Below are 16,330 nucleotides of genomic sequence, written 5' to 3' on the forward strand. Positions count from 1 at the left end.
CTTATCTGCAAATAGCGTGCCAATATGAAAGGATCAGATAAATGGCTGTCTTTTTTGTATGCGCTAACAAAAATGTTTTATGCCATACAAAAACTGTCCCGTTTTAAAACAAAAGTTGTTTCAAAACGGGACAGTTGTACAATAAAGGGACACTTATTTTAAATGAAACTGCTCCATTTGCCGATAAAGTGTGCTTCTGGATATACCAAGGCTTTTGGCAGCACGGCTGCAGTTATTTTCATGAAGCGAGAGAGCCTGCAGTAACGCTTGTTTTTTCCATTCTTCTTTTTTCATTACCGGCTTTGAAGAATTTGATTGTTCCATCGTATGCCGGCGAAAAACTTCGGCTGGCAGTGTATTCACTTGGAGCATCGTTCCGGTTGTTTTATGAATTGAGCGCTCTAAAATGTTTTGCAGTTCACGTACATTACCCGGCCATTCATACTCACACAGTGCTTCATTGACAGCGGGTGAAATCCTGTCAATTTTCTTTCCCATCCGCCGGCTGCATTCACCGGCAAAGTAGTTGGCAAGCAGGGGAATATCTTCTTTTCGTTCGCGGAGCGGCAAAATCCGGATCGGTATGACATTTAACCGGTAAAATAAATCTTCACGAAACGTTTCATTCCGTACTTCCTCTTCCAGCTTCTTATTCGTCGCTGCAATAATCCGGACGTTAACCGGCAGAACGCGGTGTCCGCCGATTCGAATGACTTCTTTCGTTTGAAGAACGCGCAGTAACACGACCTGCATTTCAAGTGACATTTCCCCGATTTCATCAAGAAAAATCGTGCCGCCATCTGCCAATTCAAACTTCCCCGGGCTGCCGCCTTTTCTTGCACCTGTAAATGCACCTTCTTCATAACCAAATAATTCACTGCCGAGCAAATCCCTTGGAATAGCCCCGCAATTAATTGCGATAAATGGTTTGTGCCTGCGATTTCCCGCATTATGAATGGCCTGGGCAAACACATCTTTTCCTGTTCCACTCTCTCCAAGAAGAAGCACATTTGCATCCGTCATCGCAGCTTGTTTTGCTTCTTGAATTTGTGTCACAAAAGCGGGAGAGCGGCCGATAATTTCCTGAAAGGTTATTTTTGCCTGGCTGCCCGTCATCGCATTGACAAACTGCCGTACCTGTTGAATTTCTTTGAATTGGATGAGCCATCCAATATTCCCCGCAATAGGATGCATACCAAGAAGAACATGCTTCCTCTCTTCCTTTCCGTTTATGCGCAGGCGAATTTCTTTATCCCCCGCCCATGCACGTCCTTCGAGCACGTCGTCAAAGATACGGTTTTTGAAGATAGAGACAACCGTTTTACCCGTCATCTCTTCTTCAACCATATCCGTAATTTGCTGAAGAGCCCCATTTGTTTTTACAATTCGACCGTTTTTGTCCATGATCAGCAGTCCATCTTTTAGCGTGTTGGTTGTCGCCTCTAAATATCGTTTCATCATTTCATTTTTTTCAGATTTTTCAAGTAACTGAAGGTGTGTTTCAATTGCCTTTACGGCTGATACAACCATCCCAAGTGTATGTGGATTCACTTTATCAAATGGTCCGGACATATTTAGAACGCCAATAATATCACCATTTTTCCCTCTAATAGGGGATGCCGAACATGTCCACGCATGACAGGCGGCACAGTAATGCTCATGTGCATAAACCTGAAGCGGCTGACCTTCAAAAATGGCTGTTCCAATTGCATTTGTTCCAAGTTCATGCTCATTCCAGCTTGCTCCCTCTACAAATGACATTTTTTCCGCTTCCCGAATCGTTTCTTCATCCCCAATTACCTTTAACAACATGCCTGTTTCATCACATAAAATGACAACAAATCCAGAACCTTCCACAATTGCAAAAAGACTTTCCATAAGCGGCAGCGAAACCTCAATCAGCAGCGATTTTTCCTTTAAGGCTTTTTTCAATTGCTTTTCCGCTACTGATCCGCCACGGCGAAAGGCATTTACACCATTTTTCTTGGAGCGAATCCACGACGTTTGAATAAAAGGGTCAAGATGGCTATCCATTCTACCCTCGTTAATAAAGCGCTTCCATATTTCATGAAGCTGCTGCTTGTCTTTCTGCATTGCTCCAGCTCCTTCCTCATCGCAATCTACTTGATTATTTCGGCAAAATGCAAAAAAAACCTGCCGCTTCTTTAAAGCGGCGGGTTTTGATGACATTTACGGCAAACCGGGTAATAAGAATCGTTGCCGCCAATTTGAATTTGTTCACCTGTATAAACCGGCTTACCCGCCTCATCTACGCGTAAATTCATCGTTGCTTTCCGCTCACAGAACCAGCAGATTGTTTTCATTTCCTCTACTTTATCCGCGTAAATGAGCATATATTGGCTTCCTTCAAATAATTCGTTTTGAAAGTCATTTTTCAAGCCGAATCCCATAACCGGAATGTTTAGTTCATCTACAATTCTCGCCAGTTGCAGCACGTGTTCTTTTGATAGAAACTGGACTTCATCCAGTAAAATACATGATGGATTAGACGGATCGCTTTTCACTTCATCGAATACGTTTGTATCTGCAAATACTGGACGAGCCGGGCGGCGAAGACCAATACGACTGGAAATGTAGCCGACTTCATCCCGCGTGTCGAGTCCGGATGTAAACAAAAGCACACATTTATTTTGTTCTTCATAGTTATTCGCAACTTTTAAAATTTCAATCGACTTGCCGCTGTTCATTGCGCCATATTTGAAAAAAAGCTGGGCCATGCTGGTAGTCCCTCCGTTTTTACATACAAAAAAACAGGCAAGCAGTTTTCACTCCTTGCCTGTCCCTTTTTATCATTATCTTGCTTGATCTTTAATACCGTATTTTTTGTTGAAGCGATCCACACGTCCGCCTGCGTCAGCAAATTTCTGACGACCAGTGTAAAATGGATGGCATTCAGAGCAAACCTCTACGCGAATTTCTTCTTTTACGGAACCAGTGTTAAACTCATTTCCGCATGCACATTTAACAAGTGCTGTTTTGTAGTTAGGATGAAGTCCTGCTTGCATGTCTTTTCTCTCCTTCCGCCCTGAGTCATTCCGAAACAGAGTTAAATATAACCAGGCGCTAGTCCTAATTATTTATTTCATTCATACAAATTCTATTATAGCAGGCACTATTAAAAATTGCAAATGTGTTACAGCATTTTTTTCGATGCACCGTTTTTCTTCGTTTCCGCAAGCAACTGGGCAATAAAGTCTTCATTGTTTTTCGTCTGACGGAGACGACGGAGCACTTTATCGGCCAAGTCTGGCGCATCCGACATCGTTTTCCGAATTGCCCATACCATATCAAGCTGTTCTTTCCCAATCAGGAGCTCTTCTTTTCGTGTGCCTGAGCGGCGAATATCGATTGCCGGGAAAATACGGCGCTCGGCCAGTGAACGGTCGAGATGAAGCTCCATATTACCGGTTCCTTTAAATTCTTCATAAATGACATCATCCATCCGTGACCCTGTATCGACGAGTGCGGTTGCTAAAATCGTCAAGCTGCCACCTTCTTCAATATTACGCGCGGCTCCGAAAAAGCGCTTCGGACGATGAAATGCTGCCGGGTCAATCCCGCCGGAAAGCGTTCGGCCGCTTGGTGGAATGACAAGGTTATATGCACGGGCAAGACGTGTAATCGAATCCATTAAAATAACAACATCGCGCTTATGCTCAACGAGGCGCATTGCACGCTCAAGCACAAGTTCCGCCACTTTAATATGATTTTCCGGCACTTCATCAAACGTTGAGCTGACGACTTCGGCCTCAACCGATCTTTCAATGTCGGTTACTTCTTCTGGACGTTCATCTATCAGCAGAACGATCAGCTCCGCTTCCGGATGATTCGCCGAGATCGAGTTGGCAATTTCTTTTAACAGCATCGTTTTACCTGCTTTTGGCGGCGCTACGATCAATCCGCGCTGGCCAAAACCGACCGGGGACACAAGATCCATGATACGGGTTGATAAATGCTTTGATTCGAGCTCAAGCATAATGTGCCGGTCCGGATAAAGCGGCGTAAGAGCCGGAAAGTGAACACGTTCTTTCGCTGTTTCCGGGTCCTCTCCATTAACGGCTTCTACATGCAAAAGGCCGTAATACCGTTCATTTTCTTTTGGAGGACGAACTTTTCCGGATACTTTATCGCCGTTCCGAAGATCAAAGCGGCGGATTTGGGAAGCGGAAATGTAAATATCTTCTGAGCTAGCTGAATAGTTGATCGGACGAAGAAAACCGAAGCCTTCTGATTGAATAATTTCCAATACACCTTCCATGAAAAAGAAGCCTTGCTGTTCAGCACGTGCTTTTAAAATGGCAAAAATAAGTTCTTTTTTGGTGAGCTTGCTATAGTAGGAGATTTTGTACGTTTTGGCAAGTTCATATAGTTCCTTCAGCTTTAAGTTTTCAAGATAATTGATTGTAAGTTCTTCCATTATGGCACCACACTTTATTAAATTGATTTTTAAGAGGGAGGGAGGTCGATAGCCGGCAATCTTGAAGCATTCTAGACGAGTGGACAGATGAAGCAAAACAGCGGAGAACCGGACCGGCTGCACCGCTGTTAGTATGTTTTATGTTTTATGGTTTATGGTTTAATGACAAGGTTAGGTTTTTTATTTAAGCTATGGCGTCCATCGACAAAACGGACCGTCAAGAACAGCCAATGCATTCCAGCCGCCCGCTGCGACAATGTTTGTTCCTTCAAGTGGATCAACCACAACATCAACACGTGGACCGTATCCGTTTTCCAAGCTTTTCACCGATATAAAGCATAGGGGCTTCATCCATTTCCCCTTCGCCGATTACAACCGTGCCTTTCATCGGAATCGTATCAAATACACCACGCATGGCTGATGTTGCTGCACCGTCCGCTTCATCTTTCAGGCCGCCACCCATCCAGCGTGCTGACGCTTGCGCCGCTGCTTCTGTTACACGAACCAGTTCCATCGATAAACTTCTCTCCATTGCTCCCTACCCCCCCATACGACGAACAAACAGCGGCTTTATGCCACATATTCTCTATATATTGTAACACATTTACCATTTGTTCATCATAACCTTATCAACTTTTTATTTCGCTATATTCTTCTGCCGTCATTTCTTCCCGCCAAATATTGGCGCCGAGCGCTGTGAGTTTTTCCGCGAGATTGCTGTAGCCGCGGTCAATGTGCTCAAGTCCGGTTACTTCTGTTACGCCATCTGCCATTAATCCGGCCAGCACAAGCGCTGCACCCGCACGCAAATCACTCGCTTTCACTTTCGCACCCTGTAGCTGAACTGGTCCATTAATGATTGCAGAACGACCTTCTGTTTTCACATTTGCTCCCATACGGCGCAGTTCATCAATATGTTTGAAACGTGCTGGATAGATCGTATCGGTCACAATGGCCGAACCAGACGCTTTCGTTAAAAGCGATGTAAATGGCTGCTGCAAGTCCGTCGCAAATCCTGGATATACAAGCGTTTTAATGTCGACTGTTTTAAGGCTTTCCGCCTTCCCAACAAAAATGCGGTCTTCCCCGAGTTCAATCGGCACGTTCATTTCACGCAGCTTAGCTGTTAATGATTCCATATGAAGCGGAATGACATTATCAATAATAACGCCTTCGCCAGCGGCAGCTGCCATAATCATAAATGTTCCTGCTTCAATACGATCCGGAATAATGGAGTGGCGGCAGCCTTGAAGCCGTTCAACACCGTCGATGCGGATTATATCCGTGCCGGCCCCTTTAATGTTGGCACCCATATTTGATAAAAGTGTTGCAACATCAATGATTTCCGGCTCTTTTGCAGCATTTTCAATAATCGTCTGTCCTTTTGCCTTGACAGCCGCCAGCATAATATTAATTGTGGCCCCGACGCTGACAACATCTAAATAAATTCGCGCACCGCGCAGCTCCTTGGCACGCAAATAAATCGCGCCCTGTTCATTGGTTATTTCTGCACCGAGCGCTTCAAATCCTTTAATATGCTGGTCGATTGGACGAGGACCAAGGTGGCAGCCCCCCGGTAAGCCGATAACCGCTTTGTTGAAACGGCCAAGCATCGCACCCATCAAATAATAAGAAGCGCGCAGCTTTTTGACTTTTCCGTTCGGGAGCGGCATGGCCGTCATGTTCGTCGGATCGATCTTCATCTCACCGTCTTTAAACGTCACGTTTCCACCGATTTCCTCCAAAAGACCTTTCAGCATATGAATATCAGAAATATCCGGCAGTCCTTCTATAGTGATCGGAGATTCCGCCAAAATGGCAGCCGGCACAAGGGCAACGGCGCTATTTTTAGCCCCATCTACCTTGATCGTTCCTTTTAACGGATGACCGCCTTCAACTTTTAACTTTTCCATCATGTTGTACTCCCTTCTTCCTGTGTAAACGGAAAGCGGGAAAGCTTTCTTGGTAGTCGTAGTTTAACCGATAACAATCGTCTCATGTACGATTCTTACTTCGCTTTGCGTTTTTCCCAGTCAGCCAGGAATCCTTCGATGCCTTTATCCGTTAACGGGTGTTTGAATAATTGCTCAAGCACTTTGTAAGGTGTTGTCGCAATGTGTGCGCCTTTTAATGCTGCCGCTGTAATATGCTGCGGATGACGGATAGACGCTGCAATGATTTCTGTTTCAATCCCATGAATCACAAAAATGTCGGCAATTGTTTCGATCACTTCAAGTCCGTCTTGTCCAATATCGTCCAAACGGCCAAGGAATGGCGAGACGTATGAAGCACCTGCACGAGCTGCCATTAATGCTTGGTTCGCACTAAAAATAAGAGTGACATTCGTTTTAATGCCTTCTTTAGCGAATACTGCGACCGCTTTCAAACCTTCCGGCGTCATTGGTACTTTCACCGTAATGTTTGGCGCGATTTTCGCCAGTTCGCGGCCTTCTTCAATCATGCCTTCCGCATCAAGCGCGATGACTTCCGCACTCACTGAATCCGAAACAAGCTCGGTAATTTCACGAAGACGGTCGTGGAATGGGATGGTTTCTTTCGCCACCAATGATGGATTTGTCGTAACACCAGAGAGGATGCCCCAAGAATGTGCTTCGCGGATTTCGTCGATGTTAGCCGTGTCGATAAAGAATTTCATTAAATATTCCCTCTTTTCAGTTCATTTTATTATATAGACAACAACCGCCTATTCGTTAAAAAAGGCGGTTCTTGTTGTGATCTTATCATTAAGTTTCAGTTAACATGGTCAAAAGCTAAGAACGCCGTCTTATGCTTGGCCAGAAGAACCGAATTCACGCATTTTGCCGATTACTGTTGCTTTAATCGCATCACGTGCCGGTCCGAGGTATTTACGTGGATCGTACTCGTTCGGTTTTGCTGCAAGTGTTTCACGCACTGCTTTTGCAGAAGCGATTTGGTTTTCTGTGTTCACGTTAATTTTAGCAGTTCCAAGAGAAACTGATCTCTCAATGTCTTTTGTTGGGATGCCTGTACCACCGTGAAGAACAAGCGGAAGACCAGTTGCTTTTCCGATCTCTTCCATTTCTTTGAAACCTAAGTTAGGCTCACCGCTGTAAGGACCGTGAACAGAACCAAGCGCTGGCGCCAGGCAGTCGATGTTTGTGCGTTTAACAAGCTCTTCGCATTCTTTTGGATCTGCGTAAATAACGCCGTCAGCAATAACGTCGTCTTCTTGCCCGCCTACTGTGCCAAGTTCTGCTTCAACTGAAACGCCTTTTGAATGTGCATATTCCACAACTTGAGAAGTTGTCGCAATGTTTTCTTCAAATGGATGGTGCGATGCGTCAATCATGACAGACGTGAAGCCTGCATCGATCGCTTCTTTACATTTTTCAAAGCTTGAACCGTGGTCAAGGTGAATGGCAACAGGTACAGTTGTACCATAGTCTTCCATCAAACCTTCCACCATTTTTACAACTGTTTTAAAGCCGCCCATGTAACGAGCCGCGCCTTCAGATACACCAAGGATTACTGGTGACTTTTCTTCTTCAGCTGCCTGAAGGATCGCTTGAGTGAACTCAAGGTTGTTTAAGTTGAATTGGCCTACTGCGTATTTTTTCTCTTTCGCAGTGTCTAACATTTCTTTCATTGATACTAATGGCATTTTGGTTCCTCCTCTAAGGGAAATGTTTGCTTCATGAAAAAAACCACATTTGTATCATATCAAATTCATCTTTTTATTACCAACAGAATCTACCCTATTCCATTAATGAGTTAAATGCTCTTTAACGGTTTTGCGAATATCATCAATGTCAAATGGCTTCGGAACGTGCATAATGGCGCCAATGTTTTTGGCTTCTTGAATCATATCCAGCTCCCCATAGGCGGTCATAATAATCGCCCGGATATTCGGGTTTTCCGCTTTCATTCTTTTTAAGATCTCGATCCCATCCATACCCGGAATTTTCATGTCGAGCAAAACAAGATCGGGGTTTTGTTCTTTCGCCAATTGAATCGCTTCCGGGCCGTTCGCCGCCTGCAATGTTTCATATCCTTCTTTTTTCAGCACTTCGTTTAATAAAATCCGGATGCCGTATTGGTCATCCACAATGAGTATCTTTGCCGCCATTCAATATTCCTCCTATGTTTCGCTTGCCGTTTTTGTCTTTTTACTTACATTCGACGAAATCATTCAAATTCCTTTTTTCAATTTACTTAAACAGGATGTTCTGGATTCTCCGTTGCACACAGGACGTGTGCGTTTTTAGGAGAATTTCCTTATAATGAAGAAAAACAGAAAGAGTGATTCGATTTGTCGAAAATGTTTATGACGCAGCTGAGCGGTTTATTAAAAAAGATTAGTGAAAAAGAAGAATTCCCGCTTGAAGATGCGGGACGTTTACTAGCTCAAAGCTTAATGAGCGAAGGGTCTATATATATAAAAGGATTTGATGAAATGGCCGCGATTGAGATCGAAGCGGTTCACGGTGCCGAAGTACTTGACGGTGTAAAGAGCTGGACAACAGATGCCCGGTTGACTGAAGCAGATCGCCTGCTCGTGGCAACGCGCTTTTCAGACGATCCTGATGCATTGCGGCTGGCTGAAAAGCTTCATGAAGACGGCATTCCATTTGTGGCACTGGCATCAAAAAAAGATGAATCCGGTATCGACGAGTTAGCCGATGTGTTTATCGATCTGCATTTGGCAAAAGGACTTTTACCGGATGATGAAGGCGGAAGAACTGGGTTTCCCTCTTCTATTGCAGGGCTGTACGCCTACTTCTTGCTTAAAATGACGATTGAAGAAATTGCAGCTGAATATGGAGAGTGATAACGGTCGAGATAATAAGCTGAACGGTTGGAAAAATTTTCCCTGGCCGTCTTTTCGATTTCTCCCACCTTCCTCTTGTTTATTTCAGCTGTCAGTCAAAAAAATTACCTAAAAAAACGGAACCCGATTGAAATCCGGTTCCGTTTTTTTTAATTATTTTCAATTGATGCTTGAACAAATTCTCTGAATAGGGGCTGTGGACGTGTCGGACGCGATGTGAATTCCGGGTGGAACTGCGCGGCGACAAACCACGGGTGATCCGCAAGCTCAACGATTTCAACGAGACGACCATCCGGACTTGTACCAGAGAAAATAAAGCCATTTTTCTCCATTTGCTCGCGGAATTCGTTATTGAATTCGTACCGGTGGCGATGGCGTTCGTATACAATTTCTTCATTGTAGGCTGCGCGCGCCCGCGTTTCCGGCTTTAATTTACATGCATACAAGCCAAGGCGAAGCGTGCCGCCAAGGTCTTCAATGTCTTTTTGTTCCGGCAGAAGATCGATAATCGGATATGGCGTTTTCGGCATAATTTCTGCAGAATGGGCACCTTCTAAGTTCAGCACGTTGCGTGCGTATTCGATTGATGCGAGCTGCATGCCCAGACAAATACCAAAAAACGGAACATTATTTTCACGCGCATATTGAATCGCAGCCAGTTTTCCGTCAATGCCGCGATCGCCGAATCCGCCCGGCACGAGAATGCCCGCTGCATCCTTTAAGCGTTCTGCCGCATTTTCCTGGGACAATTCCGCTGAGTTAACCCAGTCGATTTCAATATCTGTATCAAACTGATAGCCCGCATGTTTTAATGATTCCGCAACAGAAATGTAGGCATCCTGCAATTCAACGTATTTCCCGACAAGGGCAATGCGTGTTTTATTCGGCAGGTTGCGCACTTTGTCTACGAGCGCGTTCCACTCTGTCATGTCGGCTTCATGGCACTGCATTTTTAGCAAGCGGCAAACAAGTTCGTCCATATTTTGTTTTTGAAGCATAAGCGGAACAGCATACAACGTGTCAGCATCTGTGGCTTCAATAACCGCTTCTTTCGCGATGTCGCAAAAAAGAGCCAGCTTGTCTTTCATGTCCTGTGAAATCGGCATTTCCGTCCGGACAACAATAATGTTTGGCTGAATGCCTAAGCTGCGCAATTCTTTTACGCTATGCTGTGTCGGCTTTGTTTTCATTTCGCCAGCGGCTTTTAAATACGGAATAAGCGTACAGTGAATGTACAAAACGTTATCTTGGCCAACATCACTTTTAATTTGGCGGATCGCTTCTAAAAACGGAAGGGACTCAATGTCACCGACCGTGCCGCCGATTTCTGTAATGACGACGTCTGCACCTGACTCTTTGCCCGCACGGAAGACGCGCTCTTTAATTTCATTTGTAATGTGCGGAATAACCTGCACCGTGCCGCCCAAATATTCACCGCGGCGCTCTTTGCGAAGAACCGTAGAGTATACTTTACCCGTTGTAATATTGCTCAGCTTCGTTAAGTTAATATCAATAAAGCGCTCATAATGACCAAGGTCAAGATCCGTTTCTGCACCGTCATCCGTTACGAATACTTCTCCATGCTGATATGGACTCATCGTTCCCGGATCTACGTTAATGTACGGATCAAATTTTTGAATGAATACCTTTAATCCGCGATTCTTCAGCAAGCGGCCGAGAGATGCAGCAGTGATGCCTTTTCCAAGAGATGAAACAACGCCGCCTGTTACGAAAATATATTTCGTCAAAGTGAAAATCCTCCTTAAATGGTTCTAATTCTCCAAAAAATACAAAAAACGCCCCGCTTACTTCTCAGTAAGAGGAGCGTTATCGACTAAATTCTTCGTCTCATAAAGAGCCCAAATAAAATACTACAATTCACGACTGAAATAGTCAAGGGAAGATTCTTGTTTATTTATCGCCGAGATTGTACTCGTCCTCGGCACCCTCTTCTTTCTCAAAGTCATCATCTTCATCATCTTCATCATCTTCATCAATTTCGACAACATCCAGACCGTCTTCAAGATCTTCATCTAGATCCTCTTCCTCGACGTCAAGATCTTCCTCCACCTCATCGAAATCTTCTTCTTCTTCTTCAAAATCAATGAGGACCTCTTCTTCTTCTAGGACTTCTTCTTCAAAGTCATCCACAACGGCCTTCTTCGCTTTTTTCTTACGTGTTTTCACTGGTGCGTTTGTCGTTTCTTCTTCCAGTTTTTCAACTGGATACCAGGCACGAAGCCCCCAGCGGTTTTCACCAAGCGATAAAAAGCTCCCGTCAATATTTAGATCTGTATAAAACTGGACCATACGGGATTTTACTTCCTGTTCTGAAATCTCCAAATGCTTTTTAATTTCAGCCAGCAGGTCTTTAAACAAAATTGGTTCACGTTTGTCGGCAAGGATCAAATGTGCCAGTTCAAGGAATGACATTTCTTTTAATTCTTCTTTCGAATGTTGCAAGCTCACCATCCGCACTTCCCTTCTCTATTTGCACGCCCAAAAAAAGAGCAAAAACGTTTTTGGCATATTCTCCATTATAAACAAAAAATATGGCTCTACGCCATATTTATGTGATGATTTCTGCTTTTTTTCCTGCGGGAGCACTGGAATGGCTCATTTGCTTCGTTTCTCGGCGTTTTTTTGCCCTTCCTGTTACTTCATCATACGTTTTATAAAAGAAAAAAATCGAAAGAAGCAGGAACGGAACAGCCCCAAATTGTTTCATATAAAGCCAAGAAGATCCAATTGAGACAACTGCAATTGTTAAGTAGGTAAGAAACTGCCTCACGCTTTCACGTCCTTTCTTTCGACATTTTTCACTCAATTTTATATTCACATTCCTAATTATACCTTCTTACTATAATAAGAATATGTATGAAATGTAAATTTAATTATAAGTATTCCCGCTTTTTCAAAAAATAACTCGATTTCACCCGTATTTTAACCAAAAAAGAAACTTTCAATATAGATATGCATCCTTATAACCATTTTCAATCCAATTAGTTTTAGGCTGCGTTAACCGGGTAAATGAAAGAGCAGAAGCACCCACAAATAAAAACCTTTTAGGAGGGTACAAATAACATGGATAACAAAAAATTTATTGGTGTATACCACAATGAAACGGATTTACTGGCGAAAATGGATGAATTAAAAGCAAATGGCTATGCAGAAGAAGATATGTATATTACTGTGAAAGATAAAGAGGCGGTTTCAATGGTTCGCGGCCGGACAAACGCTGAGATTGAAACGGCAGGCGGCTCATGGGGAGACCGTTTTATGTCTTTCTTATCAGGCGTTGATCCGATCCGAGGTGCATTCAGTAATATGGGCGTTTCGGATGAAGAAGCAGATCGTTACTATACAGAAGTTGAAAACGGCGGCATGCTTTTGTATGTAGACCGTGATTATGGCAGCCGCTACGGCAGCGATTATGATCCAAGCAGCACAGTCGGCATCGCTAATGGAAATACAGCGGATTTAGCTGGAGAACGTTTAGAGCCGATTGATTATGACGCTCTTGATAACATGAACCGGAACCAGGAACGTTCTTCGATGGAAACTGGTCTGACAGATACGAATCTAGGCGGCAATATGCATACCGAGCGGGACAGACTGCGGACAGATGACACGTTAAGCGAAGAAGAAACGCTTCGTTTGCATGAAGAACGCTTAAATGTAAATAAAGAACGCGTTCAAACGGGTGAGGTTTATGTTGAAAAAGAAGTCATTGAAGAAGAGCAGGTCATTGACGTGCCGGTTGAGCGCGAAGAAGTATTCGTTGAACGCCGCCCGGTGACAGACGGCGACCTTACAGCAACAGACGATGATTTAACAGCATTTGACGATCGTGATCGTGCATTTAAAGATGATGGAGAAACGATTCGTGTCCCAATTACGGAGGAACGCGTTGAAGTAACGAAAAAACCGGTTGTAACAGAAGAAATTGTCATTGGCAAACGAAAAGTGGAAGAGACAGAAACAGTCCGCGATACAGTTCGTCGTGAGGAAGCACACATTGAAGAAGACGGCAAAATACGCACAGGCCGTGATTTGCTTTAACATTAAGGATCAAAGGCTAACTTCGCCGCGTCCTGCGGCAACGCCTTCGTGACCTGCGTCATGCAGGCCCAAGGATCAAAGGCTAACTTCGCCGCGTCCTGCGGCAACGCCTTCGTAACCTGCATCACGCAGGCCCAAGAAAATCCGCTCTCAGCTGAGGGCGGATTTTTTTTGATATCCTGTGAGACCGTCAAACAAAAGATCTGTCTGCAGGTCAATGTATTCTTCTAGTGCAAAGCTTTTTTGCAGCATCCAGCGTCGGAAACCCCACATCTGCCCTTGTACAAAGATATTTTGCGCCAGCAAATGAACGTGTGCTTCGCTCATTTCCAGCACACCGCGGTCGACGCAGCGCTGAATAAGCGTCTCAAACATGCCCGTCATATCCACTTCTTTTTGCAGCACGTATGGAAGCGCATCTTTTGAGAGCGACTTTGCTTCCTGATACATGACAAGCACTTCATCCTGCATTTCATCGATTACGTGGAAATAATAGCTGATCCCAAGCTTTAGACTTTCTAATGTTCCTTGTTCAAGGTCAATTTGCTGCAGCCGGCTTTTCACTTGATCGTAAATACTGTCACAGACGAGATAAAGGACATCCTCTTTTGTGCGAATATACTCATATAACGTGCCAATGCTAAAACCGGCCGCTTTAGCAATTTCACGGGTCGTCGTCCGGTGAAATCCTTTTTGCTTGAAAAGCTGCACAGAGCCGCGAATCATTTCTGCCCGGCGCTTTTCAATGAGCTGTTCATCCTTAACCGACGTATGCACCGGCCGTTTCGTTTGTTCCATTCATAACACCGCCTTACTTTGTCAGCATTCTGGAAATAACGAGACGCTGAATTTCCTGCGTGCCTTCATAAATTTGCGTAATTTTCGCATCACGCATAAACCGCTCAACCGGATAGTCTTTTGTGTAGCCGTAGCCGCCGAAAATCTGTACTGCTTCTGTCGTGACCATCATCGCCGTATCACCAGCCATCAGCTTTGACATGGCTGACGCTTTTCCGTACGGCAGCCCTACTGTTTCCAGCCATGCTGCTTGATAAGTAAGCAGTCTTGACGCTTCAATCGACGTGGCCATATCCGCGAGCTTAAACGAAATGCCCTGATTGGCGATAATGGGCTTGCCAAATTGTTTTCGTCCCTGTGCATAGAGGAGTGCCGCATCAAGTGCACCTTGCGCAATGCCGACTGCCTGCGCGGCGATCCCATTGCGGCCGCCGTCAAGCGTCATCATCGCGATTTTAAAACCGTTTCCAATTTCACCAAGTATATTTTCTATCGGAACACGGCAATTGTCAAAGATAATCTCCGTCGTTGGAGAAGAACGGATACCCATTTTCTGTTCTTTTTTGCCGACGGAAAACCCGTCGAGTTCTTTTTCAACAATAAACGCTGTGACGCCTTCTTCCGCCATCGCAAAAACGATGTAAATGTCCGCAACACCGCCGTTTGTAATAAAAATTTTAGATCCGTTTAAAATAAAATCATCTCCGTCACGGCGGGCGGTCGTTTTCATACTACCCGCATCTGAACCACTTCCGGATTCTGTCAGGCCATATGCACCGATTTTCTCCCCTTGTGCCATCGGTTTTAAATAACGCATTTTTTGCTCTTCTGTGCCAAATGTATAAATCGGCCAGCCAGCAAGCGATGTATGCGCAGATAACGTTACGCCTGTGGATGCGCAGACACGGGATAATTCTTCGACCGTAATACAATACGCAAGATAATCGCTGCCGATGCCGCCGTATTTTTCCGGCCACGGGATACCGGTTAAGCCAAGCTCCGCCATTTTTCGGAAAATATCCATATCAAATCGTTCTTCCTCGTCCCGCTCTGCTGCGGTCGGCGCGACTTCATTTTCGGCAAAGTCCCGTACCATTTTGCGAATCATGGTATGTTCTTCTGATAGTGTAAAGTTCATCTCTTCATCCCCCTTGCTAAATGCTTGCTGATGACGATCCGTTGAATTTCTGATGTACCTTCGTATATTTCTGTCACTTTTGCATCGCGAAAATATCGTTCTGCCGCGCCGTTCCGTCCCATTTGCTGCACACATTCACCAGCTGCCGCCACAGCCGTTTTTGAAGCAAAAAGCTTTGCCATCGACGCTTCTTTTCCGCATTGCCGCCCGGCCGACCGTAGAAAAGCCGACTGGTAGACGAGCAGTCTGGCTGCTTCAACGGACGCAGCCATGTTAGCCAGCTGTATACCTGGATGATGTTCTTTCGCATACTGAAATGCTGCTTCTGCAATGCCCAGCGCTTGTGCGGCGATGCCAATTCGCCCCCCATCGAGGTTTGCCATCGCGATTTTAAAACCGTCCCCTTCTTCCCCGATCCTGTTCACAACCGGAATACACACATCGTCAAATGTAATAGAGACCGTCTTTGATCCGTGCAGCCCCATCTTTTTCTCATCCTTGCCAATAACGAGGCCCGGCATATTTTTTTCTGCAATAAAAGCAGTGATGCCTTGTTCAGCTTTGGCAAAAACGATATATGTATCCGCCGCGCCGCCGTTCGTAACGAACAGTTTTGATCCGTTTACCCTGTACATGTTTCCATCGCGGTGCGCGGATGTTTTCAAAGACGCCGCATCAGAACCCGACGACGGCTCGGTTAAGCAAAAAGCGCCGAGCCACTCACCGGAGGCAAGCTTTGGAATGTACGCTTGTTTTTGTGCTTCTGTCCCGAAGGATAAAATCGGGATTGTGCCGACTGATGTATGGACGGACAAAATAACGCCGGCAGCCGCGCTAACTTTTGACAGTTCATGAATGGCGATGATGTACGAGATGAAATCGCACCCGGTCCCGCCGTATGTTTCAGGAATGATGATGCCCATCAACTGGTGATCTGCCATTTTTTGCACGAGTGCATACGGAAATTCACCCGCTTCCATTTGCGGAATAAATGACGCTGCAACGTTTTCCGCAAAATGACGGACGGCGTCACGCATTTGCTGCTGTGAAGCGGTAAGCCCGAAGTTCATCCCGATCCCCCCGT

16 protein-coding genes and 1 pseudogene are annotated in these 16,330 nt (G+C 45.0%); 2 read left to right on the forward strand and 15 right to left on the reverse strand.

Features of this window, described 5'->3' with window-relative positions; all coding sequences use genetic code 11:
- Positions 1-153: 153 nt before the first annotated feature.
- The 9 genes and pseudogenes from NLX67_RS03680 to NLX67_RS03720 form a co-directional block, all read right to left on the reverse strand.
- Positions 154-2,094: a sigma-54-dependent Fis family transcriptional regulator gene (locus NLX67_RS03680; RefSeq protein ID WP_254310435.1), complete on the reverse strand. Its 1,941-nt coding sequence runs from the start codon at positions 2,092-2,094 to the stop codon at positions 154-156.
- Positions 2,095-2,165: 71 nt separating this feature from the next.
- The gene (locus NLX67_RS03685; protein WP_046179054.1) at positions 2,166-2,738 is read right to left on the reverse strand and encodes a thymidine kinase; all 573 of its coding nucleotides are present in this window, start codon (positions 2,736-2,738) and stop codon (positions 2,166-2,168) included.
- Positions 2,739-2,813: 75 nt separating this feature from the next.
- On the reverse strand, positions 2,814-3,026 hold the full coding sequence (gene rpmE, locus NLX67_RS03690; RefSeq protein ID WP_046179055.1) for a 50S ribosomal protein L31: 213 nt from the start codon (positions 3,024-3,026) through the stop codon (positions 2,814-2,816).
- A gap of 128 nt (positions 3,027-3,154) precedes the next feature.
- A complete protein-coding gene (rho, locus tag NLX67_RS03695) occupies positions 3,155-4,438 on the reverse strand; it encodes a transcription termination factor Rho (RefSeq protein WP_046179056.1) in 1,284 nt (427 codons plus the stop codon).
- Between the two features lie 219 nt (positions 4,439-4,657).
- Positions 4,658-4,970 (reverse strand): annotated as a pseudogene (locus NLX67_RS03700) (fructose-bisphosphatase class II); the annotation flags it as partial.
- A 97-nt stretch (positions 4,971-5,067) separates the two neighbouring features.
- Positions 5,068-6,351, reverse strand: a complete 1,284-nt coding sequence (locus NLX67_RS03705) for a UDP-N-acetylglucosamine 1-carboxyvinyltransferase (RefSeq protein ID WP_046179125.1) — start codon at positions 6,349-6,351, stop codon at positions 5,068-5,070.
- A 95-nt stretch (positions 6,352-6,446) separates the two neighbouring features.
- Positions 6,447-7,094 (reverse strand): fructose-6-phosphate aldolase, encoded by a 648-nt coding sequence (gene fsa / locus NLX67_RS03710; RefSeq protein ID WP_046179058.1) that lies wholly within the window; start codon positions 7,092-7,094, stop codon positions 6,447-6,449.
- Positions 7,095-7,223: 129 nt separating this feature from the next.
- Positions 7,224-8,081: a class II fructose-bisphosphate aldolase gene (locus tag NLX67_RS03715; protein ID WP_046179059.1), complete on the reverse strand. Its 858-nt coding sequence runs from the start codon at positions 8,079-8,081 to the stop codon at positions 7,224-7,226.
- Between the two features lie 102 nt (positions 8,082-8,183).
- On the reverse strand, positions 8,184-8,546 hold the full coding sequence (locus NLX67_RS03720; protein ID WP_046179060.1) for a response regulator: 363 nt from the start codon (positions 8,544-8,546) through the stop codon (positions 8,184-8,186).
- A 192-nt stretch (positions 8,547-8,738) separates the two neighbouring features.
- On the opposite strand from NLX67_RS03720, the gene NLX67_RS03725 reads away from it, so the two are divergent.
- Positions 8,739-9,248, forward strand: a complete 510-nt coding sequence (locus tag NLX67_RS03725) for a DUF2529 family protein (protein ID WP_309143105.1) — start codon at positions 8,739-8,741, stop codon at positions 9,246-9,248.
- A 149-nt stretch (positions 9,249-9,397) separates the two neighbouring features.
- On the opposite strand, the gene NLX67_RS03730 is transcribed toward NLX67_RS03725, so the two are convergent.
- The 3 genes from NLX67_RS03730 to NLX67_RS03740 all read right to left on the reverse strand — a co-directional run bounded on the left by NLX67_RS03730 (position 9,398) and on the right by NLX67_RS03740 (position 12,039).
- Positions 9,398-10,996 (reverse strand): CTP synthase, encoded by a 1,599-nt coding sequence (locus tag NLX67_RS03730; protein WP_046179062.1) that lies wholly within the window; start codon positions 10,994-10,996, stop codon positions 9,398-9,400.
- Between the two features lie 163 nt (positions 10,997-11,159).
- Entirely contained in the window at positions 11,160-11,720 is a 561-nt protein-coding gene (rpoE, locus tag NLX67_RS03735) for a DNA-directed RNA polymerase subunit delta (RefSeq protein WP_254310437.1), read from the reverse strand.
- Between the two features lie 97 nt (positions 11,721-11,817).
- Positions 11,818-12,039 carry a hypothetical protein gene (locus tag NLX67_RS03740; protein WP_156153973.1) on the reverse strand — a complete coding sequence of 74 codons (222 nt, stop codon included), beginning with the start codon at positions 12,037-12,039 and terminating at the stop codon, positions 11,818-11,820.
- A gap of 293 nt (positions 12,040-12,332) precedes the next feature.
- On the opposite strand from NLX67_RS03740, the gene NLX67_RS03745 reads away from it, so the two are divergent.
- Complete coding sequence (locus NLX67_RS03745) at positions 12,333-13,310, forward strand: YsnF/AvaK domain-containing protein (protein ID WP_254310438.1); 978 nt, start codon at positions 12,333-12,335, stop codon at positions 13,308-13,310.
- 150 nt (positions 13,311-13,460) lie between these two features.
- Here the strand turns inward: NLX67_RS03745 and NLX67_RS03750 are convergent, their stop codons facing one another.
- From NLX67_RS03750 to NLX67_RS03760, 3 genes are read right to left on the reverse strand one after another with little or no spacing between them, the layout of a single operon-like run.
- Positions 13,461-14,108, reverse strand: coding sequence for a TetR/AcrR family transcriptional regulator (locus NLX67_RS03750; RefSeq protein WP_046179066.1), 648 nt, complete (start codon positions 14,106-14,108; stop codon positions 13,461-13,463).
- Positions 14,109-14,121: 13 nt separating this feature from the next.
- Positions 14,122-15,246, reverse strand: a complete 1,125-nt coding sequence (locus NLX67_RS03755; RefSeq protein ID WP_254310439.1) for an acyl-CoA dehydrogenase — start codon at positions 15,244-15,246, stop codon at positions 14,122-14,124.
- Positions 15,243-16,316, reverse strand: coding sequence for an acyl-CoA dehydrogenase family protein (locus NLX67_RS03760; RefSeq protein WP_254310440.1), 1,074 nt, complete (start codon positions 16,314-16,316; stop codon positions 15,243-15,245). The genes NLX67_RS03755 and NLX67_RS03760 overlap by 4 nt, the downstream gene beginning before the upstream one ends.
- Positions 16,317-16,330 lie beyond the last annotated feature (14 nt).

It is taken from the genome of Domibacillus sp. A3M-37, assembly GCF_024213455.1.
GTDB classification, from domain to species: domain Bacteria; phylum Bacillota; class Bacilli; order Bacillales; family Domibacillaceae; genus Domibacillus; species Domibacillus tundrae.